Genomic DNA, 26,406 nt, shown 5'->3' with positions numbered 1-26,406 from the left:
TTTTTTTTCGGGGAGCCAGCCTGCGGCATCAGTTTTGCCGCCAGTCTCAATCCTTGAACTTCTCGGCAGTATTGTGAACAGCCAGACGTAATGTAGCCAGAGCATTTTCCACACCATCCTTCAGCTTGTCCCAGGCGTCCTCTCCGGCATCGCCCAGATCCTTCAGCCTGGCTTTTGCAGCAGCGATACCGTGCTCAAGTTCATCAACATGCTTGGCATAGTTGAGACGGGTATCGGCAGTGAAATTTTTCGCCTTCGCCTTGAACTCGACCAGTCTGGCATGCGCAAGCTCGAGCTCGGCCTCCGCCTTCTGTCTGTAGGCTTCCTTTAAACTCATAGCTCATCTCCTTTTTCATTATCGTTAGCATAGCTTTCAAATCTTCCTTACAACTCCCAAGTACAGCTTCAGCTTTTCCTGCTTCCATAAAGCAGAATTCCTCCGCCAATCACTATCGCCCCAACACCAGCCCATACTGGTATATTGATGGTCTTTTTTTCCTTTATGGAAAGTTCAACCGGCCCGAACCTTACCTCTTCAGTCTCTTTTGTGTAGCTGAAACTGCCATAGATCAATCCGAATACGCCCGATACCATCAATACGACTGCCGCAATCCTGAGTGTATTCATAGTTACATCTCCGGTTAACCTTTTTGAGTCGAATCTCACTACTCCTGATATCGCAAGAATCAGCTTCCGCTTTCCGTTTCGGCTGTTCTCCAACACAATGGGAATACTGTTGTATTTACTGCCCCATAAAAACATTCCGCCGATTCCGGTTATATTCATGCCTCATTTCATCAAATAACCATCGGTTGCGATCTGCCTCCGGATCAGCGGAAAACGGTTGCCCGCTTCGTTTGTAACAGACCCGAAACGCGCAGAAGCTCCTTGTCGTGCATTTTTTCGGAAAAAGCCGAAAAATTCTTCTGGAGCAGACTGTAGTAAAGCTCCTCGTAGTTACTCACCATCGTATCGGCGGAAAAACGCCGTTCAAATTCCTCCCGGCAGGTTTTTCGCGACAGCTCCCCAACACGATGAATGGCATTGATGAAGTCGAGCCTCGTTTCGCAGATAAAGCCTGTTTTGCCGTGCGTAATCACTTCAGGGGCCGAGCCGCACCCCCTGACGATCACCGGAGTTCCACATGCAAGCGCCTCAATCATCACCAGCCCGAAGGGTTCCGGCCAGTCTATGGTATTGAGAAGCGCTTTTGCGTTTTTCAGCAACTCAACCTTCCGGGTGTCGTCCACTTCGCCGACATAGTCGATAAGGGGATGATCGAGCAAGGGCCTGATTTTTTGATCGAAAAAGCCCTGGTCGGTCGGATCTATCTTGGCGGCTATTTTCAGGGGGATATTGCATGCCCGGGCAAGCATGATCGCCTGTTGGGGTTTTTTCTCCTCGGAAAAGCGGCCCAGATAGAGAAAATAGTCCCCTGGCTTGTCGTTGAACTCGAAACTGGAGGGGGGGTAGCCGTGATAAACGGTTTTTACCCAGTTGATATTCTCAACGGGACGCCGCTGGGAATCGCTGATCGAAACATATGCCATATGGGGGTACAAACCGAGCATTTTGCCGTATTCGCCGATATCAAGCCGGCCATGCATGGTCAGAACCGTTGGCACCCTGACCTTATGGGCATAGGGAAGGGTAAGATATTCGAGATGCGAATGGATGATGTCGAACTCCTTGAGCATGTGCTCATAAACCTTGCTGAGCATCATCATCGTCACAATGGTCGGCGAATGCGCTTTTCTTCCGAGACGAAGGCTTTCGCTGATCGGGGCAACGAGTTTCGCGCTGGTTATGGAGTCACCCGATGCGAACAGGGTTACATCATGACCTCTGGCTACCAGTCCTTCGGTCAAATGGTAGACAACCCGCTCCGTTCCTCCGTATTTTTTCGGAGGCACCCGTTCGACAAGGGGTGCGATCTGGGCAATTCGGAGTTTTTTCATGGCAGTTTTTCTCCGGTTAACATTAAATTTCTTTCAACTGGAGGCATCATGCGCATCGTACCGACAAGCAATTTCCGCCCCCAGGACAATCTTGATCGCAGGATTTCAACCGGCATTCCGATTATTTCCGATATATCCTGATGTTTGAGTCCGCAAATCTCGGACAGCAATACCGATAATTTCATATCGGCAAACCGCCGGCGTAATGCCCCCGGATGACGCACTTTCGAGTGGCGGCCGGAGTCAGGGAAACCCGGCGCTCCCTCAAAGCCGCACCATTCCAGATAACAGATCCTGAAAATCCTGAACAGATCTTTCGGTGATGCGTCAATATCGGTACTCAGATAGGTGGCGTTCACCAGTTCATTGGCACTCATCTCGACTCCGGTCATCCAGTACGCGAGGGTATAGAGATCGTCCATTACATCGAGGGGCGTTTTCATCATGGTGAGCATGGTTCCTCCATTGATACAATTGACTTCGCCAGAAAATTCAAGCATTGGTATCAAATGGACTACCCTAAAATCCATACCTCCCCCGACATCGGATATCTGACCGATCGTTCCGTCTTCAGCAGGTATTTTGCCTGTCCGTGAGATTTATATGCAGTCATTGAGGAAAAGCCGACCTTCGCAGTCCATTCCCTTTGCAACGATCGGGAAAAAGGAGCTGCATGACCGGCAACTCCTTTTTGCTGTCAATAAATCCGTCAGTTCTTTCTTGCGCCGTCATTCGGGCGGCCGCCGTTATCGTTACGGTTCCTGTCGTTATCGTTACTGTTGCCGTCGTTTCGCTGAAAGCGGTTATTGTCGCGGTTGTCCTGATCACGGTTATACCAGTCAAACCTCCTGTCGCGCTTGCTGTACTCGACTTCACGGTACCTTTTTATATCATCCCACCGGTGTCTTCTGATCTTTGCGGGAAGGTTGTTGCTGCGGATGAACACCCACGGACCCCGGTAGCTTGAGGAACGGTACCAGCGGCTATTTTCGTAAAGATAGTACCGGTTACCGTAAAAAATTACATCATAAGGACTTCCCATGGAAACCGAAAACCCCTGATCCCTCAACTCGATAAAATTCGGGCGCCTGTCGATTACAAAAGACGGCCGGTTCCGGCTGTTTATCTGCACATTGACGTCCGCTTGAGCCGATGCCGGGAGTTGACCCAGAAGCATTCCTGCAATTCCTGCTGCAAACCAGATGTTTTTTTTCATTCGAATTCTCTCCTGTTAACCTGTTGTCCAATAATCGGGCACACTATCCCTAAACATAATCTCATAACATCGGCGACGCAGCTTTTTCCCCCTGTTCGGCAGCCCCGTATCGTTACACCCTTCTGCCCTGAATGACACGAATCACAATCACGACAATCGCGATGACCAGAAGCGCATGAATGAACCCTCCCATGGTGTAGGAGCTGACAAGCCCGAGAAGCCAGAGGATCAGCAGGATAATGGCAATGGTTTCGAGCATGTTGAATCTCCGTTTAAATTTAAGGGCGTGATTGGCGCTGCAATAACACTCCATTCGATAGCGGGCAAAAATCCGTACTTGATTTTCAAGTACACTCTATACAACAAAGCGAAACAGAGAAACGTTCACGCAGCCACGGTAATTCTTCTGGTCAGGCTGAAGAAAAACGGTTTCTGCAAGCGGGTGCTCTTATCGGGAACGGCAAAACAGGCCCTGTCGGGTTTCTGAAAAGGCTCTGAATATGGCGACGGGGAGAACTCACCGGAGACAAGCCGTCAGAAAGCCGGATTGCGCTCGGATATGAGCTCGGAAATTATTCTTGTGTAGCGGTTAAAGGCATCACGTCCCTCCGGAGTGATTCTGTACATGGTTTGGGGCCTGCGCGCGTGAAATCCCTTTTTGAAACTGACATATCTGGCAGACTCAAGCATTTTCATGTGAATACTTAAATTTCCGTCTGTTGCCTTGATCTTCTCCCTGATTTCCACAAAACCAGCCTGATCTGTGGAGTTGAGATATGAAAGCACGGCAAACCGTATTCGTGAATGAATAACCTTATCGAGCAACTGGTGATTGAAATCATCCGAGTTCCCGGCCTTACTGCTGCCAGATAGCTCCTGCTTCTGCAACTCACCGGAACCGCCTGTCTCTTCAGTCTGCTTCTGACTGGTAATTTCCGATACGACAATCCGGCACTCCTTCCCGTTGCTGCTCAATACAGCTTCAATGCGCACGGTCCGGTAGTTGCCCATGCCCGGATTCCGGAATACCGGAGGTTCGAACACCTGTGACGAGGGCTGATCACCGAAAAGCCTGACCTCACAATACCAGGGAGACCTGTTGCTGAACACCCTGTCGAGCAGGGAGTTAAAAACGGGCAGGTCCTCATCGACAATAAACCTTCCGAAACGATCGCCATGCAAAAGTGAACGTTCCATGCCGAGCAGTTTCGCGCCGGGAAGGTTTACCTCGACTATGGTCCCGTTTCTGGAAAGCGTCAGATAGCCCAGAGGAACGAAATCATACAACTGTGTGTAGCGCTCCCGGCCTTTCTCTGCTTCAGCTCTCGATTGAAGCAGCTCCTCATGCTGCATTTCAAGCTCGATCTTGTGAATTTCCAGTTCATGAACCAGATGCTGCAGCTCAAAATATGACGGTGGTCCGTCGGGCTGTTTTAGCTGGGCTGACTTGAGGCGTTTTTCGGCTTTACGGCGCAATGCCGAAAAACCCGGCTCTTGTTTATTTTTACTGTTCATTAATGGCGCATCTGTTTAAAACGTTGTGCTGCCAAGAGCCGGAAAGCCATGATTTCGACAGATCTCCCGCTCGTGTTCGATACGATTTTGCATGGTTATATCAGAAAGCACAGCCATGCACTCCTGAGCGTCTTCGCTGACGACCGCATCCACCCTGATCGTTCGACTGCTCATACTTCCAGTATACGGGGGAGCTGACGGTTCAGAAACAGCTCCCGATAGTTGATCATTCAGAAGCCTGACCACACAGGAGCACTGCTCCTTCAGGCCGAACACCCTTTCAAGCAAAGCGTTGAAAACCGGAAGGTCTTCACTGGCAATAAACTGTACGAAACGATCGCTCTTCAACAGAAAGCGGTCCACGCCAAGAATCCTTGCGCCCATAAGATTTATCTCAAATATGGTGCTGTCCCTTGCAAGCCGGAGATAACCTATCGGGGCATAGTTATAAAGCCCGGCATATCTGTTCAAACTCTCCTTCAGCTCCTCTTCCTGCTGAAGAAGAGCCCCGTTCTGCTTTTCAAGCTCGATCTTTAAGCGCGCCATTTTATGAATGATGCGGTGCATCTCTTCAGGTGAAGATACATAATTCAGGCTCTCCTGCCGACTCACACTGCGCAGTTTTCCGTTCTCTCGATACGAGAAAGGAGAGAATGCCGATGGATTTCCGTCCTTTTTCATGCAGTATCCTCTTCTGATTAAAAGATTCTTTAATTCGGGCGAAGACTACGCGTCAACATCGTTCACCATGCAAGGACTGAACTCCCCTTATATACTTTAAATAACAAAGAGCGAACATGAAACGTTCACAGCCGGATTTGATGGCCCTATCGAAAAATCAAGAAGGCGAACGATCCGGAACATTCGACTTTTTCGATTCGAACCAGGCCTCCTTACGTCAGACATGGTGAGGTAATCGGCCGGTTTCGGTGATTTCAAAAAATGTCGTATAAACCTGATACGACTTTTCGTATCCTTCCCGCAGTCGGGGCGAAGCACTGACTTTATACCAGCGGATGTCCCGGTCAAGAGCATGAATAACGCCCATGAGCACATTGGAAACAGGTTGACCGGAATGTTGCGCCACCCATGCGGGATGTTCTTTCGCAGGAAAAACCGAACCGTCATCCCTGACAAATTGTCCTCGCAGTTCCAAGAAGGTTTTACCCTCTATTTCTGCAGCCGGAATGCCTGTAATCCGCTCCATTTCCGGATTGGCCATAACGATTTTCCCTTCCGAATCCTGAAGCGTGACGCCAACCGGCATGGTGTCGATAAAAAAACGAAAACTCTGCTCGATCTCCCGGAGATTCTGCTCCAGCCTCTTGGCGACACTGATATCATTGAAGGTTATCACCAGACCGTCAATGCGGTTTTCCTGGGTACGGTACGGCATGATCCTTACCGTAAACCAGCGCCCGTCGCTTGCAGAAACCTGTTTTTCACTGAAAACGAGCGAATTAAGCACCTCGCGGGCATCGCTGGCAAGATCCGGATAGTGCATATCGGTAACGATGTCCGTTATCGGCCGGCCGATATCTGTGGCGATCAGCTTGATGATGCTCACGGTACGGTTGGTGAAACGGCGTATATTGAGCTCGTCATCGAGAAAGAGGGTTGCGATGCCGGTACTGTTCAGCAGGTTTTTCATGTCGTTGTTGGCCTGCGACAGGTCGTTCACCTTCGATTGCTGTTCCTGGTTGACCGTCTGCAGCTCCTCGTTCAGCGACTGCATCTCCTCCTTGGAGGTCGTCAGTTCCTCATTGGTGCTCTGCAGCTCTTCATTGGCCGACTGCATCTCTTCATTCGTCGATTTCAGCTCTTCCTGGGAGGTCTGCATCTCTTCACGGAGGATAAGTATTTCATCCTTTGCCTGTCTGAGTTCCTCTTCAAGAGATCCGACCTTGCCTGCGCCAGCGTCGTCGGCAGGCTGAACGGAGCCGTCCGCATCCCCGGGCATCATCTTTCCCGCATCCGCAAAAACAATCAGAACCATGCCTTTCAGGGAATCCGGTTTTTCAATGAATTTAACCGTAAGATCGACGATCTGGGATCCTCCGTTGGTTCCGACACGCAACCCCATCCTGACGATCTCCCCTTTCTGCCGGAGCAGACGACTGAAAAGAATGCCCAGCTCATAGCGAAGCCCCTCCCTGGCCATCGCAAAAACATTGAGATTAGCCTTGCCGGCCGCAGGCTCCAGGTACTTACCGGTTCGACCGCTGATATAGATGATATCACCCTTGTCATTCGTCAGCACAGCAGGCGGAGCAAAATGCCGGAGCAGAAGCTGATCGGTCAGCGACTGCAGATTGACTCCGGAAATTGCGGATTGCTGTCCGGTCTCCGGAAGAAGGGGAAGCTCATGTACCGAGGGAGCGAACGATGCGGGAAAATCGGCAGGAGCGGATCTGACCGACTGCGAAACATGCCTGAAAAGACGGGCCTTGCTGTCAAGAGGCTCAAACAGGTGCGCATTGGAGCCAAGAGTTTCGGCACTCCCGAGAAAAAGCATCCCCCCGGGATTGAGACTGTAATGAAACAACGGAAAGAGCTTTTTCTGCAGTTCCTGCTCCATATAGATCAGCAGATTGCGGCAGACGAGAATATCGAGTTTGGTGAAGGGCGGGTCCATGATGACATCATGATGCGCAAAGACGATGGTTTCGCGAATTTCCCTTGTGATCCTGTAACCCCGGTCATCTTTTTCAAAGAAACGCTTGAGACGCTCCAATGAGAGATCGGCCGCGATATTAGGAGGATAGATTCCCATTCGGGCCTTCTCTATGGCATCCTTGTCAAGATCGGTTGCAAATATCTGGAGTTTGAAATTTCCGGAAGGTTTAAGCGCTGCAAGCACTTCACGGAAAACAATGGCGAGCGAATAGGCCTCCTCGCCGGTGGAACAGCCTGCCACCCATGCCCGCAGGACACCTCCGGAAGGACGGGAAGCAAGAATTGAAGGAATTGCCCTCGTTTTCAGGACTTCCCAGGCAGCAGGATCCCGGAAAAAACTGGTGACTCCGATCAGCAGTTCCTTGAAAAGAAGCTCGATTTCATGCGGGTTCTCCTGAAGATACCGGACGTAATCGGCGATTTTTTCAATCTGATGAATACCCATTCGCCGTTCAATACGACGATAGACCGTATTTTTCTTGTAAAACGAAAAATCATGACCGGTTTGCGTTCGCAGAAGAATGACAATTTTTTCCAGGGCGCTCAGCGACCGCTCTCCAGAGGCGGCTCCCTGTCTGGCGATAAGGGGAAGGTGTTTAAGATAGGCCACAATTTTTTCCGGAAGCTCCTCGACGGGAGCCACAACATCAGCCAGTCCTTCATCGATAGCGCTGCGGGGCATGCCGTCAAACTTCGAGGATACGGGTTCCTGTACAAACACCCCTCCGCCTTTCTCTTTGATGGCGCGCAGACCGAGGGTTCCGTCGGAACCCATGCCGGAGAGAATCACTCCTACAGAGTGGTGCTGAAGGTCGTCGGCCATGGACCGGAAAAAGAAATCGATCGGCAGTCTCAGGCCGCGCGGTTTAACCATATCAAGCAGATACAACACGCCGTGCAGCATCGTCATGTCATGGTTCGGAGGAATCACATAGACATGATCCGGCTCGATCCGGAGGCGATCGGAAACCTGGCAGACAGCCATGGAAGTAACCCGCTGCAGCAGCTCGACCATGATCCCCTTGCGGGTCGGATCGAGATGCTGGACAATCACAAAGGCCATGCCCGAGGGATACGGAACATGTTTCAGAAAAAGCTCGATCGCCTCGAGCCCGCCGGCAGAAGCGCCAATACCGATAACAGGAAAAGAGCGTTCTGCCGCTATCTGTTCCGTCTTCTGCTCCGACTCCTTTTTGGGACGGCGGCCGGATGAGGGGTTTTTCATGATACACTCCTGTTGTGAACGATGTTACCCGGAACAGCAGCCGGCAGGGCACCTCTCCCGTACGGCTCTGATTCAGGGCATTCAGCATTGAGCTTCAATTTACCTCTTTTTCGCTCAACGAAGCAACCGAGCCCTGTTTTTCAGCAGCACTCCCGCCGCAACAGCGAACTGCAGGTTCTCCCTATACTGACGGCACCGTGCAGGCCATCTTCGGTACCATTCACGGTCATGTATGCAACAGGATATGATCTGGAGAGCGTTGTGCGGTATTACCGGAAGAAAAACAGGGGGAAAGAAAAAACACGGAGAAGCGGCATACCGTCCCCACGGAACTTGAGCAATAAGGAGAAACAGCACTCCCTGCCGTAATGTCCAGCATCAGGGGTTCAAACAAAAAGAGAAGGCCTGTCCCCGGAACGGCTCCATAAGCGACCGCTATAGCAAAAACCGGATCGCGGCTCAGTAAACGATATCGCGGTTCAGTACCCCCCGTCTCTTCTTCCGCCGCAAGAGATGGTTCACGAGGGCAAGCACGCCGGCGGCCAGTACAGATGGCAGCAGGAGGAAAGGAAAAAGTCGTATCGTGGTCATGGCATCGTATCTTGGGTGTTCGCTTCACTTCCGGCAGATGGACTTTCAATATGTTTTTTATATTACGAAAAAGGTACGGGATTTTTGCGGAAAACTGAAACAGGAGTGCCTGTATCCGCAAAGGAGCCTGCCAGGAACAGCCTCCCGATACCGGAAGATTATAATATTCAGTCCCGATGGTGTTTTTCTGAAACACGGGAATGAAGAGATTGTTATATTACAACAAAATTTAACCATACAATCCTTTAAACTCGTGACGAAATATGGCAGCTGAAGAACTGAACAAACCGGCAGCGGTAAAACCCGCTCCGAAGGAAAGCCCGGCAAGCAACGCCGGCAATGGCGACATGGCAAGTCTGATCGGAAACATGGGCGTCCTGATCGACTCGACCATCGAATCGGTACAGGGTATGATCAGTTCGGTGAGCTCGGCTACCGGACAGATAATCGATGGCGTTACCTCGACCATCAACTCCGAACCGGTCAAGGAGATCATCAACAACGTAAACTCGGTTTCCGGACAGCTTATCGAAGGTGTAACGGCAACCCTGAAGTCCGAACAGGTACAGTCTTCGGTTCAGGAGATCGGAAAGCTCTGGAAGAACCTGCTGGAGAACCTCAATGCGACCGTGAGCAACCTTAACGCGACGGTCAGCTCGGGCCAGGTGCAGAACCTGTTCGACAATGTAAGCTCGGGCCTCGGTCAGCTTGTCAACACGGTTTTCTCTCCGGGTATGTACGCCGCCGCATCGGATGAGAGGCACAAGAAGGAGATCAAGCAGATTCCCTTCTCCCAGAAACCGGCAACTCCTGCCGAAGCAGCTCCTGCGCCGGCAAAGGAAACGCAGGCACAGGCAAAGGAAGCGCCGAAAGCCTGAGTTGCGGCTGGTATTCGAACCATTTGGAATCCCTGGTTGTTGCAAACTGATCAGGGATTTCTCTGTCAGGAAATCGTTAACTCCCCACCCCATAAGAATTAAAAAGGATTTTTTGTGCAGACCGCAGAGAAAAGCAGCCGATACCCCGGCATAAAAGCGACCGGGACAAAAAAGTACCATGTACTTATTGCCGATGACGACGAAACGTCGCGAAGGGTAATCAGCCATTTTGTCAGCAAAATGGGCTATACGCCCCATCTTGCTTCGGACGGTGAAGAGTGTATCAAAAAAGCGGAAGAAGAGGAAATGCATGTTCTCCTGCTTGATATCTCCATGCCGAAAAAAGACGGCTTCGATGTCATGAACCACCTGAAGGAAAACAATATCACCCTTCCGGTTATCATGGTAACCGCCTCGCACGAAATCCCTCTTGCCGTCAAATGCATCAAGATGGGTGCATTCGAATACCTCACCAAACCGGTCAGCATAGAACGTCTTGAAATTGTTCTGAGAAACGCCCTCTCAGGCTCCCAGCTGCAGCATCAGGTGATCAAGCTGCAGAAGGAGCTGAAAAGCAAGGAGGTGTTCCACCATATCATCGGAAAAAGCCCTGCTATCCGCGATACCATGGAGCAGGCCATGCAGGTCATGGAAACCGACCTCAACGTGCTGATTCTCGGCGAAAGCGGAACGGGAAAGGAGCTCTTCGCCCAGGCGCTCCACAACGGAAGCAAGAGAAAAAACGGCCCGTTCATATCGGTCAACTGCGCGGCGATATCCAATGATCTTGCCGACAGTCTGCTCTTCGGCCATGTGAAGGGTTCGTTCACCGGTGCCAATAACGATCATACGGGATTTTTCGAACAGGCAGACAGGGGAACCATTTTTCTCGACGAAATCGGCGACATGAATTCCGATATCCAGGCCAAGGTGCTCCGCGCCCTGCAGGAGCATAAAATCCGGAAGGTCGGCGAAAAAGCGGAAAAAACGGTGGATTTCCGGGTCATATCGGCAACAAACCGTGACTTTTCGGAAGCGATCATGAATAACCAGTTCCGCGAAGATCTCTATTTCCGTCTCGAAGAGTTCCCGCTCTTCATCCCCCCGCTCCGCGACAGGGATGAGGATATCAAGCAGCTGGCGAAACATTTTCTCGACGAATTCGCAAGCGCCAACAACCTCGAGCCACTGCAGTTCAGCGAAGAAGCCATGGCGAGCCTTATGGAATACGGCTGGCCCGGGAATATCCGTGAACTGAAAAACGCCGTTCAGCGAGCTGCGGTAACAAGAAAAAGCAACGTTATCGAGTTGCTCCATACACCCCGCATTCACGGCAAATCCCCTTCCCAGCAGCCTGTACTGCAGAAAAAGGCGGAAGAGTGCCCGCCTGCGGTTCAATCATCGCCGCTGCTCTCTCTTGAAGATCATGAACGCGAAGCCATTCTGAAAGCATGCGATGCCTCGAAGGGCAATCTTACGAGAACCGCAAAGATGCTCGGCATAGGAAGGGCGACGCTGTACAGAAAGCTCGACAAATTCCAGCTGCAGCACCTGAAAAACGGATAGAGCCGCTATACGGCCGAAATACCGGTATGGCCGAAACCTCCCTCGCCCCGATCCGAAAATGAGAGCGAGTGCACTTCATCGAAGTCCACTCTTTCAACCCGCGCAACAACCATCTGGGCAATGCGGTCACCATGGGATACACTGAACGGCTCCTTGCCGTAATTGACGAGAATCACCTTTACCTCACCCCGATAATCGGCATCTATGGTCGCCGGACTGTTCGGAAGCGATATAAGATGCTTCAGGGCCAGCCCGCTTCTCGGCCTGAGCTGGGCTTCGTACCCTTCAGGCAGCTCGATGGACAGTCCTGTGGGGACAAGCGCCGTCGTGAACGGGTCGATAGAGATCGGTTCGTCCAGACATGCTGAAATATCCATTCCCGCAGCGTGCCGGGTGGCGTAAACCGGCAGCACCGCGTTTTTGTTTACCCTTACAACTTTTACTTTTATCATCGATACGGATTATTTTTATTGCTACAGGTAACAGCTCCTCTTGAGCCTGAATATAACATCCTAAAGGAAGGAGTTTTGGAACAATCATCTGAAAAAGTCTATGCTTTGGCATTCGGCGCCCATCCTGACGATGTCGAACTCTCCTGCGGCGCCATCCTGCTGAAAATCATGAACGAGGGCCGGCGTGTTGCGGTCTGCGATCTCACGAAAGGTGAGCTAGGCACGCTCGGCAGCGTGGAAACCCGTAAAGCCGAAGCGGAAAAGGCACGGCTGCTCATGGGGTACGCCGACCGCTCGGGTCTCGATCTGGGTGACGGAAAACTGTTCTACAACGAGGAGAATCTCCATGCCGTCATCAGGGTCATCCGCCGCTTCAGACCCGAGGTGGTTTTCGCCAATCCCCCCGACGAGCGCCACCCCGACCATATGAAAGCCTCGAAGCTGGTTGCCGATGCCGTCTACTACGCCGGCCTCAGGCAGCTCGTCACGGAACACGACGGCAGAAAACAGGAGGCTCACCGCCCTCCCCACCTTTTCCACTATCTGCAGTTCAGGCATGTGAACCCCGATATCATCGTCGATGTCAGCGAAACCTTCGCTCCGTCGAGAGCCGGAGTGCTTGCGTTCGGCTCCCAGTTCCACCGGGAGGGAACCGAACCGGAAACCCTTATCAACCGGAAGGAGTTTCTCTCCGGCCTTGAAGCGCGGGCGCGATACTTCGGGGAGCAGATCGGCGCTCTGTACGGCGAGGGCCTGCTGACCACGAAAGTGCCTCGAGTGGGAAACTTCAGTGCGCTGTTCCCCTAGCCCCCTGTAAGACCCGGCCTAATGGTAATCGGCCCTGTGGATCGTGGTTCCGCGAAGGTACTTGCCTGCGTAAAGGGCTGCCTGGCAACCTTCGCCGGCCACGATGACCGCCTGCTTGATCTCCTTGCAGAGCATATCGCCCGCGGCGAAAACACCGGGGGAGGATGTCATGAACTCCCGGTCTACCTTCAGGCATCCGCACGATGAGATTTCAAGACGACCGCCGATAAAATCGAGCACCGGTGCGGAGCCGCTCAGATAGATGAAAAAACCCTCGACCGCAAGAGGGTCAACCGCACCTTCCAGGCTGAGCGACTCGACCCCCATCTCTCCGTTGACGGAAAGTACCCTGCTGTGGTAGCGTATCTCAACGTTTTCGGCCCTGTGCAGCAGTTCAGCCTCCTCCTCCGGCACGGCAAGCTTCCCTCCCGGACAGAGCAGCATGACTGTCGATGCGAAACGGCTGAGAACGAGAGCCTCTTCGACGGCCTCCCTGTTTTTGCCGTATACGGCAACAGCCCTGCCCCTGTAGAAGGCTGCGTCACAGGTCGCACAGTAACTTACCCCCTTACCCACAAGTTTCTTTTCGCCGGGAATCTCGCTGCTTTTGCCCATGGCCCCTGTCGCCAGAATCAGGGTTTTCGCCCGGAAAGCGTTTCCCGAAACGGTAAAAACCGTTTTTTCAGGCCCGTCGGGGTCGATGGCGGTAACCTTGTCGTTCCGGTAGATGGCTCCGAACGAAACCGCCTGACGCTTCATCAGTCCCAGAAGTTCCATTCCCGTCAGGGCGTCGGGAACCCCGGGATAGTTGGCGATGGAGTGAGCCATACCGAGCGCTCCGGCATGCGGGTCCTTGTCGATAACCAGCGTTTTCTGCGCAGCCCTTGACGTATAGAGCGCAGCCGAAGAGCCGGCCGGTCCCCCGCCGACGATGATCACATCGAAGAGTTCGGTTTGCATGAGGCTTTTGTTTTTCAATGAAGGATAGTTTCTCTACATTTATTTTTCTGTTGAGAATGCCCATGGAGCCAACTTTTTCCCGGTATGACAATCATGCGTAAAATACTTTTTTCAGCGCTTTTCCTGCTGCTGATCATCACTGGAATGTCCGGATGCCGGCAGGAGAGCAAAAATCTCCGCAGCGACCATATCGTTACGGGTATCTCCGCCGATTTCGATTACCTCAACCCCCTGCTCATCCAGCTTTCGCTCTCAAGGGAGGTCTGCACCCTTATCTATCCGTCGCTGGTCAAACCGGAATACAATGAAGAAAAAGGTGCGATAGCATACAAGCCCTGGGCGGCAAAAAGCTGGGAGTTCTCCCCTGACGGAAAACGCGCGGTCTTTCACCTGCGTTCCGATGCGCTGTGGGAGGACGGAAAAAAAGTGACCTCCGGCGATTTCAAGTTCTCCTACGGGCTCTATAAAAACCCGAAAATCGCCAGTTCCCGTCAGCATTATCTCAATGACCTGCTGCTGCTCCCCGACGGCACCGCCGACATCGAACGCGCCGTGGAAACTCCCGACGATTCGACCCTTGTGCTGCACTTCAACCAGCCGCTGTCGAAAGATATCGTGCTCGACCATTTCAATGACCTCATGCCGGTGGCCCGCCATATCTTCTCTGCAATCCCTCCGGACGAAATCCGGAGCCGGGCGTCCGAGCTTCCTATAGTCGGCGCCGGTCCGTTCAGGGTCAGGGAGTGGCGCCGTCAGGAAAAGCTGGTGCTTGTGGCAAACCCGTCGTCGGTACTGCCCCGCCCGGCCGCAACGGGAACCATGACCTTTCTTGTCGTTCCCGAATACACTACGCGACTTGCCATGCTCAAATCGGGACAGATCGACGCCCTTATATCGGCCGGCGGCATTACCCCAAAGGACGCGGAGGAGCTGAAAACAACCAACCCGGATATCTCCATCAAGCCGGTCCACAACCGTTATTTCGACAGCATAGTCTGGCTGAACATCGACGGCGAACGCTACCGGAACTCCCGGGTTGTAGCCCCGAACCGGTTTTTCGGCGACCGGATGGTGCGCCGCGCCATGACCTATGCCATCGACCGCCAGTCCATCATTGACGGGTTCATGGGACCCGACCATGCCGTTATCGTCAACACGTCGCTCTCTCCCGCCTACAGGGCCATCGCAAACACGACAATGGAACCCTACGATTTCAACCCCGGAAAAGCACGTGAACTGCTCAGAGCCGCAGGCTGGACTCCGGGAGCGGACGGCATCCTGCAGAAAAACGGCCTGCGCTTCTCCTTCGAGCTTGCGGCTCCCGTCGGAAACCCCCGTCGCAACTATGCGGCTACCATCGTGCAGCAGAACCTGCGGGATATCGGCATCGACTGCCGGCTGCGGTTCGACGAAAGCCTGATTTTCCTGAAAAACCAGAACGAGTTCCGCTACGAGGCCGCGCTCTCGGGCCTGGCCGCCGAAACCCTCCCGTTCCAGCTTATCATCTGGGGCAGCGACTTCGTCAACCGACCCTTCAACTCCTCGGCCTTCAGGAATCCCGAACTCGACCGGGTTATCGGCGAACTCAGCCGCCCGCTGGAAAGCGGCAGACAGGCGGCTCTCTGGAAAAACTATCAGCAGATACTCAACGACGAACAGCCGAGAACCTTCCTGTACTATTACGACGAACTCGAAGGATTCGGCAAACGGCTCGACAGGGTGGAGGTCAACCTGCTCTCGACCCTCTACAATGCCTACGACTGGAAACTGAAGAACTAACCGTTCTTCCGGCGTGGGGCGGAGGTTTGCCGCACCACTCTATTTTGCTATATTCAACTACTTTTTTGCAAAGCACTTAGAACGCACCAGACCAGCAAAAGCTAAATTACTGTTTTATGCCCCGTTATACTCCGGAACAGCTTGCCAGAAGAAACGCTTCCCCCTGGACGAAATCTCAGGCAATTCTCGCCCCGATACAGTTTCTCATTTTTCTTGCCGGCCTGACGGTAACGTACCTCTACTCCCAGGGGGTCTGGATCACCGACTTCTGGTGGGTGACCTTCTTCGTGGCGCTCAAGACCTTCATGCTTGTCCTGATCTTTGTGACCGGCGGTTTTTTCGAGCTGGAGGTGTTTGGTCACTTCGCCTTCGCCCCGGAGTTTTATTGGGAGGATTTCGGCAGCGCCATCGCGATGATCGTGCACGTCTCCTACTTTATCCTGTTCTTCTGGGTCAAACCGGCTGAACATATTCTCATTCTGACAGCGTATCTGGCCTATCTCAGCTATCTTATCAATGCCGCACAGTTCGTGATCCGCCTGCTGCTCGAAAAGCATAACGAGAAAAAACTCAAACAGCAGAAGCTCGCCTGAAGCGGCGGCAACAGCAGAAAAACACTATGAAATCAAAAGCCATTGTTTTCGGCGGCGTACGGCAGGTCTCCCTTTCGGAGGTCACCCTGAAACCGCTCTCCTCGACCGATGTGCTTGTTGAAACCTATTGGTCGTCGATCAGTACCGGTACCGAAAAAATGGCCTACAACGGCCTCATTCCATCGCCTCCGTTCATCTATCCCTTCATTCCCGGTTACGAAACCGTCGGAAGGATCATCGAGGCAGGAGAGCACGTCAACCAGAGCCTGATCGGCAAGTTCGCCTATGTAGCCGGATCGTTCGGGTACACCGACGTCAACGCAGCGTTCGGCGGAGCTTCGCAGTACATCGTCTGCCCGGTAGACAGCATCACCGTTCTCGATGCAATCGCAAATCCCCAGTGCGGCATTGCGCTGCCACTCGGGGCAACCGCGCTGCACATCGTCGATCTGGCGCAGGTTAAAGGCAGCAAGGTGCTCGTGCTCGGCCAGGGCGCAGTGGGCATCCTTGCCACGGAACTGGCCCACCATATGGGAGCCAAACTGGTTGCCGCCACCGAGCCTCACCAGAACCGTCTCCAGCTCTCCTCCGCCGACCTTAGGGTCAATCCCGACACCGAGGATGTTTCGGCTGCGCTGGCGGGTCACGAATTCGACGTCCTGATCGACAGCACCGGCATCATGAGCGCCATAGACACGGGACTTCGGTTTCTGAAATTCCACGGCGTGGTGATTTTCGGAGGTTACTACCAGCGGATGAACATCGACTACTCCCAGGCGTTCCAGAAGGAGCTCTCCTTCATTGCCGCCCGCCAGTGGGCGCACGGGGACCTGGAAAGGGTTCGCGATCTCATTGCCGTAAAAAAGCTCAACGCCGAAAAAATATTTACCCACCAGTGCCAGGTCGATGAAAACATCACCTCTATTTACCAGCAGGCGTTCAGCGATCCCGACTGCCTTAAAATGATTCTGCACTGGAAACCGGAGGCCGCGGAACAGGAGAACGCCTGTTACCTGGCCGGCAACACCTGAGGAAGTACCATCATGGCTGCAAGAACCATTGCGATCTACGGCAAGGGAGGGATCGGCAAGAGCTTTACCACCACCAACCTGAGCGCGACTTTCGCGCTGATGAACAGGAAAGTCCTTCAACTCGGATGCGACCCCAAGCATGATTCGACAACCTCGCTTTTCGGAGGTATTTCACTGCCTACCGTTACCGATGTGTTTGCCGAAAAAAATGCCCTGAACCAGCCCGTTGCCATCAGCGATATCGTATTCAGACGCAATATTCCGGGATTCGGCCAACCCATCTACGGCATCGAACTCGGCGGTCCCCAGGTCGGACGCGGCTGCGGAGGCAGAGGGATCATTTCGGGATTCGACGTGCTTGAAAAGCTCGGCATCTTCAGATGGGATATCGATATCATTCTCATGGACTTTCTCGGCGACGTGGTCTGCGGCGGATTTGCCACGCCGCTTGCCCGGTCGCTCAGCGAGGAGGTCATTCTGGTAACCAGCAACGACCGGCAGTCGATCTTCACGGCCAACAACATCTGCCAGGCCAACAACTACTTTAAAACCGTTGGCGGCCAGTCGCGCCTGCTCGGCCTGATCGTCAATCGTGACGACGGCAGCGGCATGGCGGAAAAATACGCCGAGGCGGCAGGCATTACCGTGCTGATGAAAATTCCCTACAACAGTGCGGCGCGAGACCGGGACGACAGCTTCAATTTTGCCGTGGAACTGCCTGAAATCCGCGAAAAATTCGACCGGCTGGCCAGCCAGATTCTTGAAAACAGCATCACGCCATGCGAAGCCGCCGGGCTCGACTTCGAACAGTTCATCCGGCTTTTCGGCGATGTAAGCGAGGATGACCCGCTGCCGGCCACAGAGGACGAACTGTTCGGCCGGAATGCTGACGGGGCCGCTGAAGCACGGACGGCGGAGGAAACTCCGAGCGGTGAAGACCTCAGGATGATGGCCTGCGTCGAAAGGCTTCCTGAAGCCGAACGGCAGGTCTACCGGATGACGGAGATCGAAAAGCGGAGTGTCGGGGAGGTAGCGTCCATGACGGAGATCGATGAAAACGAGGTACTCAGACTGCTTGCACGCGCCAGAACACAGCTGAAAAAACTCTTCTTCGAGCATTAACAAACCATCGGAAAACTTTCTTTACCAGCAGAAGGGCTGCCTTTTCGGGGCAGCCCTTCTGCTGGTTCTCCTCTTTCAGGGGGGGCGACATACTCACGCCACCCCTAACAGTCAATCAAAAGACCCGGCCGTTCAGGCATTTGCCTTTTTGGTCGCCTTCGCCCTCAGGTTGGAATCGAGAATTTTCTTTCTGAGCCTGATGCTCTGCGGCGTCACTTCGAGCAGTTCGTCATCGTTGATAAACTCGAGCGCCTGTTCCAGCGAGAGAATTTTCGGCGGAGTGAGACGAAGCGATTCATCCGTTCCGGAAGAGCGCATATTGGAGAGCTTTTTCGTCTTGCAGACATTGAGCGTGATGTCAAGACCCCTTGTGGACTCGCCGACAACCATGCCCTCGTAGACCCTGGTGTTGGGCGAAATGAAAAAGGTGCCGCGATCCTCGAGATTGCTGAGCGCATAGGCAACGCAGGTGCCGGCTTCGGAGACCACCAGCGCACCCGTCTCGCGTGAAGGGAGCTTGCCCTTGAAGGGCTGGTAGTTGTAGAATACGTGGGAAAGAATGCCCTCGCCTTTGGTATCGGTGGTAAACTCGAGGTTATAGCCGATGAGGCCTCTGGTTGGAATTTCAAATTCAAGGCGAACCATACCGCCGCGCAGGGTGCCCATGTGCGTCATCTCGGCCTTTCTGCGTCCCATCTTTTCGATGATCACGCCGGTATACTCATCGGGAATATCGATGGTGACATGCTCGATCGGCTCGAGCAGCGTGCCGTCCTCGTCATGGTGCATGATCACCTCAGGCCTTGCGATGGCAAGTTCATACCCTTCGCGCCTCATGGTTTCAATCAGTACCGAAAGATGGAGTTCTCCCCTTCCCGAAACACGGAAGGTATCGGCGCTGTCCGTCTCCTCGACGTCGAGGGCCACATTGGTCATCACCTCTTTCATCAGGCGCTCGCGAATCTTGCGGCTCGTAACCTCCTTCCCCTCCTGACCGGCAAAGGGAGAGTCGTTCACCGAAAAGAGCATGGAGAGCGTCGGTTTGCTGATTTCAAACGACTCGAGCAGTTCCGGAGCCTCAACGGCGGCAAGCGTCATGCCGACCGTGGCGTCGGCTATGCCTGCAAGGGCGACAATGTCACCCGAAGCGGCTTCCTTGACCTCGAATTTCTGCAGCTTGTCGAACAGGAACACCTTGGTCACCGATCCCTTGCCGACCACCCCTTCGGGGCTGACGACGGCAAGCTGGTTGCCGGGACTGACCTTGCCCCTGCGAATGCGGCCAATGGCGATCTTGCCGATGTACTCGCTGTAGTCGAGACTGGTCACCAGCATCTGGAACGGACCATCGTCGTCGGCCAGCGGCGGAGGAATCTCCCTGATAATGGTATCGAGCAGAAGGCTCATATCGTGGTCCTCGTCATCCATGCTGTATTTGGCCACGCCGTTTTTTGCAGAGGTGTAGAGATAGGCAAAATCAAGCTGATCCTCCTCGGCGCCCAGGGCTATAAACAGATCGAGCACCTGATCGTGCACCTTCACGGGATCCGACTGCGGGCGGTCTATCTTGTTGATCACCACGATCGGCTTCAGGTGCAGCTCGAGCGCCTTGCGCAACACGAACTTGGTCTGCGGCATCGGGCCTTCAAAAGCATCGACAAGAAGAAGAACGCCGTCCACCATCTTGAGAATGCGCTCAACCTCGCCTCCGAAATCGGCATGACCTGGAGTATCGACGATATTGATCTTGTGGTCTTTATAAATTGCAGCAGCGTTTTTCGAGAAAATGGTGATTCCCCTCTCCCGTTCCTGGGGGTTGGAGTCGAGCACCCGTACGTTTACCTGCTGGTTGTCCCTGAATGCTCCCGTATTCTGAAAAATCGCATCGACAAGCGTCGTTTTTCCATGGTCAACGTGAGCGATAATGGCTATATTCCTGATATTCTTTTTCCTGCTCATCTTTTTTCCTTGTAAATAAGTATATTTATCCCCCGAAGCGGCCCGAATATACAATTTTTTCTTTGTTTTGCGTCCATATTCTTCAGCCCCCGGCAGGCGCCGGTACGGGTTCCGTCAAAACAAAGTTATCAGGCATTTTAAACAGAACTAAATTCCGACCGCAATCCATACATGGACAGTATCGTTCTCAACAATATACCGCTGTTTATCCTCATACAGCTTGTATCCCTGCTCTATATCGTCACGACATTCCTGTATGGCGCACATTTTTTCAGGGACACCAAACTGGCCGCGCGCTTCAAGCAGCCCGCCCTTGCCCTGACCGTTCTGGCCCATGTCGTCTATCTCGGTCTTCTGACCTCGCTGGAAGGTTACAAGCTGAGCTATTCGACCTTCAACCTCATGAGCATGGTCGCCCTGACCCTTGCCATCACCTACATCTTTATCGAGTTCACCACCAAAAGCGATAAAACCGGTTTTTTCGTTCTTGCCTTTTCGGCCGGAGCCCAGCTCATCTCTTCGATCTTCACCGCGCAATCATCGGGAGAAGGACCGGCGTTCAGCGGCCTCGGCATCGGGGTACATCTCATAGCAGCCATCTTCGGCTTCAGCGCCATCGCCATCGCAGGTCTCTACAGCTTTCTCTATCTCCTGCTTTTCCGTCAGATTCAGAAAAACCGCTTCGAACTGCTTTTTCAGCGCCTTCCGAACCTCGAAGTGCTCGAACGCCTTACCATGCACGCCGTCGCTTTCGGGTTCATCTTTCTTTCGGTCACCCTGTTTGCCGGAATCCTGGAGCAGAAAGCCTCCGGGGAAGCCATCACCCTTTTCGAACCGCGCCTTTTCTCCCTGGTCATCATCTGGCTCATCTACGGCGCCAGCATCTTTGTTCGGCCTATTACCGGATGGGATCTCAAACATATGGCCTATCTCTTTATCGCGCTGTTCGTCTTCATTACCGCGCTTATTCTGCTGATGACCTTTTTTTCGCCGTCATTCCATGGACTGGCCCTGCAGAGGGAGCTGCATTCTCTGTCGCAGCCTCACGCAATTTGATAATTATCGACGTTTACGGTATATTAAAGTTTTTACAGGTTCTTTCTGCGACAGAGAATTTCTTGCTTTACCCATAATCTGCTCATTTAAAACAAGCCTGCTATGAACATCATTTCAGTCGGTGTCAACCACAAAACTGCACCCATTGAAATTCGCGAAAGAATTGCTCTTTCAGAGGTTCAGAACAAGGAGTTCATTACCGACCTCATTTCAAGCGGTCTTGCCCACGAAGCAATGGTGCTGTCCACCTGCAACCGCACCGAGGTCTATGTCGTTCCGGCAATGTCGGAAGTGACCGGAGAGTACCTCAAGGACTACCTGATCGCTTACAAGGACGCCCGCAAGGAGGTCCGTCCGGAACATTTCTTCAGCCGATTCTACTGCGGCACCGCACGCCATCTCTTCGAGGTTTCAAGCGCTATCGACTCCCTGGTTCTCGGTGAAGGCCAGATTCTCGGTCAGGTGAAGGACGCCTACCGGATCGCAGCAGAAGTACAGGCTGCAGGCATTCTCATCACCCGCCTCTGCCATACGGCGTTCAGCGTTGCCAAAAAGGTGAAAACCAAGACCAAGATCATGGAAGGCGCAGTCTCGGTCAGCTACGCAGCCGTTGAACTTGCCCAGAAGATCTTCTCGAACCTGTCGATGAAGAAAATCCTCCTGATCGGCGCAGGTGAAACCGGAGAGCTTGCCGCCAAGCACATGTGCCAGAAGAACGCACGCAACATCGTCATCACCAACCGGACGCTCTCCAAGGCCGAAGCGCTTGCCGAAGAGCTCGGAACCGGAAAGGTGCTCCCTTTCGAAAGCTACAAGGAGCACCTGCATGAGTTCGACATCATCATAACCGCAGTCAGCACCAAGGAGTATGTTCTCAGGGAAGCGGAAATGCATCAGAGCATGCAGAAACGCCGCCTCAAGCCGGTCATCATCCTGGACCTCGGACTGCCCCGCAACGTCGATCCCGATATTTCCAGGCTGCAGAACATGTTCCTCAAGGATATCGACGCACTCAAGCACATCATCGACAAGAATCTCGAGAGGCGTCGGGCCGAACTGCCGAAAGTACACAGCATCATCGAGGAGGAGCTGGTTTCGTTCGGACAGTGGATCAATACCCTGAAAGTCCGTCCAACCATTGTGGACCTGCAGTCGAAATTCATTGAAATCAAGGAAAAGGAGCTTGAGCGATATCGCTACAAGGTGAGTGAAGATGAGCTGCGTCGCATGGAGCACCTCACCGACCGTATCCTGAAGAAAATCCTGCACCATCCCATCAAGATGCTCAAGGCCCCGATCGACACCTCCGATTCCATTCCGAGCAGGGTCAATCTTGTCCGCAATATTTTCGATCTCGAAGAACCAAATCAATAACTTTCAATACAAATCTGTAACTGCTTTGAAAAAACAGCTTATTATCGGTACCAGATCCAGCCCTCTTGCCCTGTGGCAGGCAGAATTCACCAAAGCCGAGCTTTCGAGGCATTTTCCGGAACTTGACATTACCCTGAAGCTGGTCAAGACCACCGGCGATGTACTCCTTGATTCACCGCTTTCCAAAATCGGTGATATGGGTCTGTTCACCAAGGACATTGAAAAGCATCTGATTGCCAAAGAGATCGATCTTGCCGTCCACAGCCTGAAAGATGTCCCTACCAGCACGCCCGAAGGGCTCATCATCACCTCGTTTACCGATCGTGAGGATACCAGGGATGTCATCATCTCCAAAAACGGAGTCAAGCTTCTCGATCTGCCGCAGCATGCCAAAGTGGCAACAAGCAGCCTCCGCCGTATGTCACAGCTGAAAAGCATGCGGCCCGATTTTGAAATCTGCGATATCCGCGGCAACCTCAACACAAGATTCAAGAAATTCGACGAAGGCGAATTCGATGCCATGATGCTTGCCTATGCGGGCGTCTTCCGTCTGAATTTCAGCGATCGCATTTCGGAAATACTGCCGCACGAGATCATGCTTCCGGCTGTCGGTCAGGGCGCACTCGGCATCGAAACCCGTGTCGACGACGAACAGACAAGGGAGATCGTGCGGATTCTCAACCATTCTACCACGGAGTACTGCTGCAGGGCGGAACGCGCACTGCTTCGCCATCTGCAGGGCGGCTGCCAGATCCCCATCGGCGCTTATGCCTCGTTCAAGAACGGCACGCTGAAACTCCTTGCCTTTGTCGGCTCGGTAGACGGCACCATCGGCCTGCGCGACGAAATCACACGAACCGGCCTTACAGCTCCCGAACAGGCGGAAGAAGCCGGTATTGCGCTTGCCGAAGAGCTGCTCAAACAGGGTGCGGACAAAATCCTCTCGGAAATCCGTAAAACCTGCTGATGAAGAGCGTTCTCGTAACCAGGCCCAAACATCAGGCGGAGTCGTTTGTCAAAGAACTGGAACAGTATGGCCTGATCTCGTTTGTCTTTCCGGCAATCGAGATCAGGCCGGTTCCCGGCTGGCAGCTGCCTGATCTGGCGTCTTTCAGCGGAGCCTTTTTCACCAGCCCCAACAGCGTTCAGTTTTTCATGGAACGCCTGCTTGCCGAGGCACCGGAAGAGCTGGAAAAGCTGCGGCATATACGGGTTTGGGCCGTAGGCAAAACCACTGCAAGGGATCTTGCCGTTCACGGGGTCGAAACGGAACCGGTTCCGAAAATAGCCGATGCCGTCACCATGATGGCAGAAATCGACGGCGATGTCATCAACAGCCACTCGTTTCTTTTTCTCAGAGGCAACCTCTCGCTTGGAACGATCCCTGCAGTTATCGGAGAGCGGGGTGGCGAGTGTACGGAAATCACGGTTTACGAAAACATCAAGCCGTCCCCTGAAGATACCGAAACCGTAAAACAGCTGCTTGAAGAGGGAAAGCTGGATTGTCTGTCGTTTACCAGCCCCTCGACCGCCATAAACTTCTTCGAGGCAGTCGGCTCCACTGAACTTCCCCCGCATGTGCTTGTTGCGGCAATTGGAACCACGACCGCTGCGGCACTGAAAAAAATCGGTGTCAGGGTAGATGTCATCCCTCCGTATTTCGACGGACCGAGTTTTGCGAAAGCCATTGCAGAAGCGCTAAATGCCCCCGCTGAACCATCCTGACCGGCGTAAAGCCGCGCCCTCTTTCAGCAAACAGTTTCCCGCCCATTCACCATCCCGGACCTTCACCCCTTCAGAAGAACTGGGGCCATGCAAGCGTGCTCAAAGACGCCTTGGCTCGCCGCTTCCGGCCTGCGCATCCGGATCGTAGGGAGGATCGAGGTCAGGATCGAAGTCGGCAGCGGGAACGGAAAGGTATTCCTCTGTTTCAGAAGCATCGACGGATACTGCGGCCCCTTCGGGTGCATCAAAAGGAAACAGTGCATACTGCCGCTGGAAAAGCAGCGGATTTTTAACCCCCGACAGCCGTTCCCCTTCCTCCCCCTCTTCAGGACAGGGAGTCTCGAACCGGTATTCGTCAGTGCTTTTTTTCGGGTTTTTTTTGCGGGTCCCGGCAGCAGTAGCCTGAAGTTGCATGATTGCCTGCTCAATACGATTGAGAAGCAAAGCGCTTTTCTCATCATCAGCGCCTTCACGAAACAGCGATTCGAGTTCGACTTTGACTTCGTGCAGGTTCCGGGCCGACTCTGCGCGCTGCCCGGCAAGTTCGCGCAAAAGCTCACGCCTGAGCTGTTCGCTGTCGTTCCGGCGGCCGGAAGGCCATCCGGTCGCCTGCATAAGGATCAGCAGAAGAAGCAGAAGTACTATGAGAAGAAGCAGAAGCATGTTCAGCATGGATCGGCTCCCCTCCCCCTGAGGGCATCCAGCAAAACGCTGCCGAGCTCGCCATTGCTGCTTACAAGTCCCTGACCATCGATAACGGTATCGCCCCGGTAATCGAAACATCTGCCACCCGCTTCGGTAACGACAGGAATCACCGCAGCGCAGTCCCAGGGACTCATGATTTTATCGACAGCGACTTCCGCTCTTCCGGAAGCGACAAGCATGTGTCCGTAACAGTCCCCCCAGCCGCGGACAAGCCCTGCCTGCAGGCGAAGCTGATCGACCGGATGGTCTCCGGGAGGGTCGAGAAGGTACTCTTTTTCCGTAAAGACAACCGTAGCTTCACCGATCGATGAGATTGACGATACCGACACTGCTGAACCGTTCATTAATGCGCCACACCCCTTTTCGGCATAATAAAGTTGACCAAGAGCCGGAAAATTGATCACCCCGATTCTCATCGAGCCCTCTTCTTCAAGAGCGATCATGACCCCGTAAAGCGGAACGCCATGAATGAACGGGCGTGTGCCGTCGATAGGATCGATAATCCAGCGACGGCGGTTTGCCGAGGGTTTTTCTTCAAACTCCTCGCCAAGCAGGCCGTCCAGGGGAAAACGGGATGCAATAGCTGAACGGATGAGCTCTTCGGCGGAGCGGTCTGCCTCCGTAACCGGTGTTGCATCTCTCTTTGAAAACACTTTGAGCGATTTCCGATTGAAAAAGCCGAGGGTTAAGGTCCCGGCGCGTTCGGCGGTCTCGATCGCAAGCTGAAGCTCTGGGGTCATCGTTGAGGGTTCCTGTGGGGTAACATGTTGCAAAAAATAAAAATACATTCCTTGCCGGAGGAGTGCAAAACTATCATAACTTATTTTCTGTCGGACACCTTACCGCGGTTGGGCGGCCGAAAACGAAGCGGCTCCGAAAGTATCCCGCGCTGCTCGCTATCCCGTTTCAGGCGTTCCATGAAACAATCACTTGCCGGTGTGCGCCGGGCGATCCGTCCAGCCGCCACCCGCATGCCATGGCGCCCAACGTTGCCGGAGTTATCGGCTCGGCGGTGGCTGCAGGCATCATGATGAGTTTTCTGATGTAACCGCGCAGGGCTGGCGGGAAACGCAGAGGATGCGCTCAGACGACCTGCAGGATTTTCTGCTGGATGAGCAGGCGGTCGACCGGCTTGACGAGATAGGCGTTCATGCCGCTCTGCATCGCTTCTTCGATAATGGCGCTGTCCGATTCACCGCTCATGGCTATAATCGGAAC

26 protein-coding genes are annotated in these 26,406 nt (G+C 53.4%); 11 read left to right on the top strand and 15 right to left on the bottom strand.

The genetic code is table 11. The features are described 5' to 3' along the window. Nucleotides 1-46: 46 nt before the first annotated feature. The 10 genes from WBP50_RS00410 to WBP50_RS00365 form a co-directional block, all read right to left on the bottom strand. On the bottom strand, nucleotides 47-337 hold the full coding sequence (locus WBP50_RS00410; RefSeq protein WP_423931086.1) for a hypothetical protein: 291 nt from the start codon (nucleotides 335-337) through the stop codon (nucleotides 47-49). 68 nt (nucleotides 338-405) lie between these two features. After that, nucleotides 406-786 (bottom strand): hypothetical protein, encoded by a 381-nt coding sequence (locus tag WBP50_RS00405; protein WP_423931085.1) that lies wholly within the window; start codon nucleotides 784-786, stop codon nucleotides 406-408. A gap of 44 nt (nucleotides 787-830) precedes the next feature. Further along, nucleotides 831-1,958: a glycosyltransferase family 4 protein gene (locus WBP50_RS00400; protein WP_423931084.1), complete on the bottom strand. Its 1,128-nt coding sequence runs from the start codon at nucleotides 1,956-1,958 to the stop codon at nucleotides 831-833. Then, complete coding sequence (locus WBP50_RS00395) at nucleotides 1,955-2,488, bottom strand: RNA polymerase subunit sigma-24 (RefSeq protein WP_423931083.1); 534 nt, start codon at nucleotides 2,486-2,488, stop codon at nucleotides 1,955-1,957. The genes WBP50_RS00400 and WBP50_RS00395 overlap by 4 nt, the downstream gene beginning before the upstream one ends. Before the next feature lie 179 nt (nucleotides 2,489-2,667). Further along, the gene (locus WBP50_RS00390; RefSeq protein ID WP_423931082.1) at nucleotides 2,668-3,174 is read right to left on the bottom strand and encodes a hypothetical protein; all 507 of its coding nucleotides are present in this window, start codon (nucleotides 3,172-3,174) and stop codon (nucleotides 2,668-2,670) included. A gap of 112 nt (nucleotides 3,175-3,286) precedes the next feature. Next, nucleotides 3,287-3,433 carry a lmo0937 family membrane protein gene (locus tag WBP50_RS00385; protein WP_423931081.1) on the bottom strand — a complete coding sequence of 49 codons (147 nt, stop codon included), beginning with the start codon at nucleotides 3,431-3,433 and terminating at the stop codon, nucleotides 3,287-3,289. 275 nt (nucleotides 3,434-3,708) lie between these two features. Further along, nucleotides 3,709-4,689, bottom strand: a complete 981-nt coding sequence (locus tag WBP50_RS00380) for a transcriptional regulator (protein ID WP_423931080.1) — start codon at nucleotides 4,687-4,689, stop codon at nucleotides 3,709-3,711. 15 nt (nucleotides 4,690-4,704) lie between these two features. Continuing rightward, nucleotides 4,705-5,370 (bottom strand): hypothetical protein, encoded by a 666-nt coding sequence (locus WBP50_RS00375; protein ID WP_423931079.1) that lies wholly within the window; start codon nucleotides 5,368-5,370, stop codon nucleotides 4,705-4,707. Nucleotides 5,371-5,587: 217 nt separating this feature from the next. Continuing rightward, entirely contained in the window at nucleotides 5,588-8,590 is a 3,003-nt protein-coding gene (locus tag WBP50_RS00370; RefSeq protein ID WP_423931078.1) for a chemotaxis protein CheB, read from the bottom strand. Between the two features lie 459 nt (nucleotides 8,591-9,049). Beyond that, nucleotides 9,050-9,181, bottom strand: a complete 132-nt coding sequence (locus tag WBP50_RS00365) for a hypothetical protein (RefSeq protein WP_423931077.1) — start codon at nucleotides 9,179-9,181, stop codon at nucleotides 9,050-9,052. A 263-nt stretch (nucleotides 9,182-9,444) separates the two neighbouring features. Here WBP50_RS00365 and csmH point away from each other — a divergent pair, with 263 nt between their 5' ends. Further along, complete coding sequence (gene csmH, locus WBP50_RS00360; protein WP_423931076.1) at nucleotides 9,445-10,059, top strand: chlorosome envelope protein H; 615 nt, start codon at nucleotides 9,445-9,447, stop codon at nucleotides 10,057-10,059. Nucleotides 10,060-10,173: 114 nt separating this feature from the next. Then, the gene (locus WBP50_RS00355) at nucleotides 10,174-11,625 is read left to right on the top strand and encodes a sigma-54-dependent transcriptional regulator (protein ID WP_423931075.1); all 1,452 of its coding nucleotides are present in this window, start codon (nucleotides 10,174-10,176) and stop codon (nucleotides 11,623-11,625) included. Between the two features lie 5 nt (nucleotides 11,626-11,630). Here WBP50_RS00355 and dut read toward each other — a convergent pair whose 3' ends face one another. Continuing rightward, nucleotides 11,631-12,077 (bottom strand): dUTP diphosphatase, encoded by a 447-nt coding sequence (dut, locus tag WBP50_RS00350; RefSeq protein ID WP_423931074.1) that lies wholly within the window; start codon nucleotides 12,075-12,077, stop codon nucleotides 11,631-11,633. Nucleotides 12,078-12,152: 75 nt separating this feature from the next. Here dut and bshB1 point away from each other — a divergent pair, with 75 nt between their 5' ends. Then, complete coding sequence (gene bshB1, locus WBP50_RS00345; protein ID WP_423931073.1) at nucleotides 12,153-12,884, top strand: bacillithiol biosynthesis deacetylase BshB1; 732 nt, start codon at nucleotides 12,153-12,155, stop codon at nucleotides 12,882-12,884. An 18-nt stretch (nucleotides 12,885-12,902) separates the two neighbouring features. Here bshB1 and WBP50_RS00340 read toward each other — a convergent pair whose 3' ends face one another. Then, complete coding sequence (locus WBP50_RS00340; protein WP_423931072.1) at nucleotides 12,903-13,844, bottom strand: NAD(P)/FAD-dependent oxidoreductase; 942 nt, start codon at nucleotides 13,842-13,844, stop codon at nucleotides 12,903-12,905. A 93-nt stretch (nucleotides 13,845-13,937) separates the two neighbouring features. Here WBP50_RS00340 and WBP50_RS00335 point away from each other — a divergent pair, with 93 nt between their 5' ends. The 4 genes from WBP50_RS00335 to WBP50_RS00320 all read left to right on the top strand — a co-directional run bounded on the left by WBP50_RS00335 (nucleotide 13,938) and on the right by WBP50_RS00320 (nucleotide 18,369). After that, nucleotides 13,938-15,623 carry an ABC transporter substrate-binding protein gene (locus WBP50_RS00335; RefSeq protein ID WP_423931071.1) on the top strand — a complete coding sequence of 562 codons (1,686 nt, stop codon included), beginning with the start codon at nucleotides 13,938-13,940 and terminating at the stop codon, nucleotides 15,621-15,623. A 116-nt stretch (nucleotides 15,624-15,739) separates the two neighbouring features. Next, entirely contained in the window at nucleotides 15,740-16,216 is a 477-nt protein-coding gene (gene bchF / locus WBP50_RS00330) for a 2-vinyl bacteriochlorophyllide hydratase (protein ID WP_423931070.1), read from the top strand. A gap of 26 nt (nucleotides 16,217-16,242) precedes the next feature. Then, nucleotides 16,243-17,247, top strand: coding sequence for a chlorophyll synthesis pathway protein BchC (gene bchC, locus WBP50_RS00325; RefSeq protein ID WP_423931069.1), 1,005 nt, complete (start codon nucleotides 16,243-16,245; stop codon nucleotides 17,245-17,247). Between the two features lie 12 nt (nucleotides 17,248-17,259). Continuing rightward, on the top strand, nucleotides 17,260-18,369 hold the full coding sequence (locus WBP50_RS00320) for a chlorophyllide a reductase iron protein subunit X (RefSeq protein WP_423931068.1): 1,110 nt from the start codon (nucleotides 17,260-17,262) through the stop codon (nucleotides 18,367-18,369). Nucleotides 18,370-18,501: 132 nt separating this feature from the next. On the opposite strand, the gene typA is transcribed toward WBP50_RS00320, so the two are convergent. Continuing rightward, a complete protein-coding gene (gene typA, locus WBP50_RS00315) occupies nucleotides 18,502-20,328 on the bottom strand; it encodes a translational GTPase TypA (RefSeq protein ID WP_423931067.1) in 1,827 nt (608 codons plus the stop codon). Between the two features lie 171 nt (nucleotides 20,329-20,499). On the opposite strand from typA, the gene WBP50_RS00310 reads away from it, so the two are divergent. The 4 genes from WBP50_RS00310 to WBP50_RS00295 all read left to right on the top strand — a co-directional run bounded on the left by WBP50_RS00310 (nucleotide 20,500) and on the right by WBP50_RS00295 (nucleotide 24,483). Further along, nucleotides 20,500-21,384: a cytochrome C assembly family protein gene (locus WBP50_RS00310; RefSeq protein WP_423931066.1), complete on the top strand. Its 885-nt coding sequence runs from the start codon at nucleotides 20,500-20,502 to the stop codon at nucleotides 21,382-21,384. Nucleotides 21,385-21,486: 102 nt separating this feature from the next. Then, nucleotides 21,487-22,758 (top strand): glutamyl-tRNA reductase, encoded by a 1,272-nt coding sequence (gene hemA / locus WBP50_RS00305; protein ID WP_423931065.1) that lies wholly within the window; start codon nucleotides 21,487-21,489, stop codon nucleotides 22,756-22,758. 25 nt (nucleotides 22,759-22,783) lie between these two features. Then, nucleotides 22,784-23,725, top strand: coding sequence for a hydroxymethylbilane synthase (gene hemC / locus WBP50_RS00300; protein WP_423931064.1), 942 nt, complete (start codon nucleotides 22,784-22,786; stop codon nucleotides 23,723-23,725). Then, complete coding sequence (locus WBP50_RS00295; RefSeq protein WP_423931063.1) at nucleotides 23,725-24,483, top strand: uroporphyrinogen-III synthase; 759 nt, start codon at nucleotides 23,725-23,727, stop codon at nucleotides 24,481-24,483. The genes hemC and WBP50_RS00295 overlap by 1 nt, the downstream gene beginning before the upstream one ends. Before the next feature lie 99 nt (nucleotides 24,484-24,582). On the opposite strand, the gene WBP50_RS00290 is transcribed toward WBP50_RS00295, so the two are convergent. Both WBP50_RS00290 and hisN read right to left on the bottom strand, forming a co-directional pair. Further along, nucleotides 24,583-25,146 (bottom strand): hypothetical protein, encoded by a 564-nt coding sequence (locus WBP50_RS00290; RefSeq protein ID WP_423931062.1) that lies wholly within the window; start codon nucleotides 25,144-25,146, stop codon nucleotides 24,583-24,585. Nucleotides 25,147-25,148: 2 nt separating this feature from the next. Continuing rightward, nucleotides 25,149-25,928 (bottom strand): histidinol-phosphatase, encoded by a 780-nt coding sequence (gene hisN, locus WBP50_RS00285; protein WP_423931061.1) that lies wholly within the window; start codon nucleotides 25,926-25,928, stop codon nucleotides 25,149-25,151. Nucleotides 25,929-26,406 lie beyond the last annotated feature (478 nt).

This window comes from Chlorobium sp. (genome assembly GCF_049593655.1).
Taxonomy (GTDB): Bacteria; Bacteroidota; Chlorobiia; order Chlorobiales; family Chlorobiaceae; genus Chlorobium.
The sequence above is the reverse complement of the archived record's forward strand: the minus strand, read 5'-3'. Positions and strand labels throughout refer to the sequence as shown.

Bases quoted from the DNA above. Each gene is read 5' to 3' on its own strand.
- WBP50_RS00385 (WP_423931081.1), bottom strand. From the start codon at position 3,433: ATGCTCGAAACCATTGCCATTATCCTGCTGATCCTCTGGCTTCTCGGG.
- WBP50_RS00340 (WP_423931072.1), bottom strand. From the start codon at position 13,844: ATGCAAACCGAACTCTTCGATGTGATCATCGTCGGCGGGGGACCGGCC.
- hemA (WP_423931065.1), top strand. From the start codon at position 21,487: ATGAACATCATTTCAGTCGGTGTCAACCACAAAACTGCACCCATTGAA.
- dut (WP_423931074.1), bottom strand. From the start codon at position 12,077: ATGATAAAAGTAAAAGTTGTAAGGGTAAACAAAAACGCGGTGCTGCCG.
- WBP50_RS00390 (WP_423931082.1), bottom strand. From the start codon at position 3,174: ATGAAAAAAAACATCTGGTTTGCAGCAGGAATTGCAGGAATGCTTCTG.
- bchC (WP_423931069.1), top strand. From the start codon at position 16,243: ATGAAATCAAAAGCCATTGTTTTCGGCGGCGTACGGCAGGTCTCCCTT.
- WBP50_RS00375 (WP_423931079.1), bottom strand. From the start codon at position 5,370: ATGAAAAAGGACGGAAATCCATCGGCATTCTCTCCTTTCTCGTATCGA.
- WBP50_RS00295 (WP_423931063.1), top strand. From the start codon at position 23,725: ATGAAGAGCGTTCTCGTAACCAGGCCCAAACATCAGGCGGAGTCGTTT.
- WBP50_RS00290 (WP_423931062.1), bottom strand. From the start codon at position 25,146: ATGCTTCTGCTTCTTCTCATAGTACTTCTGCTTCTTCTGCTGATCCTT.
- WBP50_RS00320 (WP_423931068.1), top strand. From the start codon at position 17,260: ATGGCTGCAAGAACCATTGCGATCTACGGCAAGGGAGGGATCGGCAAG.
- WBP50_RS00405 (WP_423931085.1), bottom strand. From the start codon at position 786: ATGAATATAACCGGAATCGGCGGAATGTTTTTATGGGGCAGTAAATAC.
- typA (WP_423931067.1), bottom strand. From the start codon at position 20,328: ATGAGCAGGAAAAAGAATATCAGGAATATAGCCATTATCGCTCACGTT.
- WBP50_RS00365 (WP_423931077.1), bottom strand. From the start codon at position 9,181: ATGACCACGATACGACTTTTTCCTTTCCTCCTGCTGCCATCTGTACTG.
- WBP50_RS00310 (WP_423931066.1), top strand. From the start codon at position 20,500: ATGGACAGTATCGTTCTCAACAATATACCGCTGTTTATCCTCATACAG.
- WBP50_RS00400 (WP_423931084.1), bottom strand. From the start codon at position 1,958: ATGAAAAAACTCCGAATTGCCCAGATCGCACCCCTTGTCGAACGGGTG.
- hisN (WP_423931061.1), bottom strand. From the start codon at position 25,928: ATGACCCCAGAGCTTCAGCTTGCGATCGAGACCGCCGAACGCGCCGGG.
- WBP50_RS00370 (WP_423931078.1), bottom strand. From the start codon at position 8,590: ATGAAAAACCCCTCATCCGGCCGCCGTCCCAAAAAGGAGTCGGAGCAG.
- bchF (WP_423931070.1), top strand. From the start codon at position 15,740: ATGCCCCGTTATACTCCGGAACAGCTTGCCAGAAGAAACGCTTCCCCC.
- WBP50_RS00395 (WP_423931083.1), bottom strand. From the start codon at position 2,488: ATGGATTTTAGGGTAGTCCATTTGATACCAATGCTTGAATTTTCTGGC.
- csmH (WP_423931076.1), top strand. From the start codon at position 9,445: ATGGCAGCTGAAGAACTGAACAAACCGGCAGCGGTAAAACCCGCTCCG.
- WBP50_RS00335 (WP_423931071.1), top strand. From the start codon at position 13,938: ATGCGTAAAATACTTTTTTCAGCGCTTTTCCTGCTGCTGATCATCACT.
- WBP50_RS00380 (WP_423931080.1), bottom strand. From the start codon at position 4,689: ATGAACAGTAAAAATAAACAAGAGCCGGGTTTTTCGGCATTGCGCCGT.
- WBP50_RS00410 (WP_423931086.1), bottom strand. From the start codon at position 337: ATGAGTTTAAAGGAAGCCTACAGACAGAAGGCGGAGGCCGAGCTCGAG.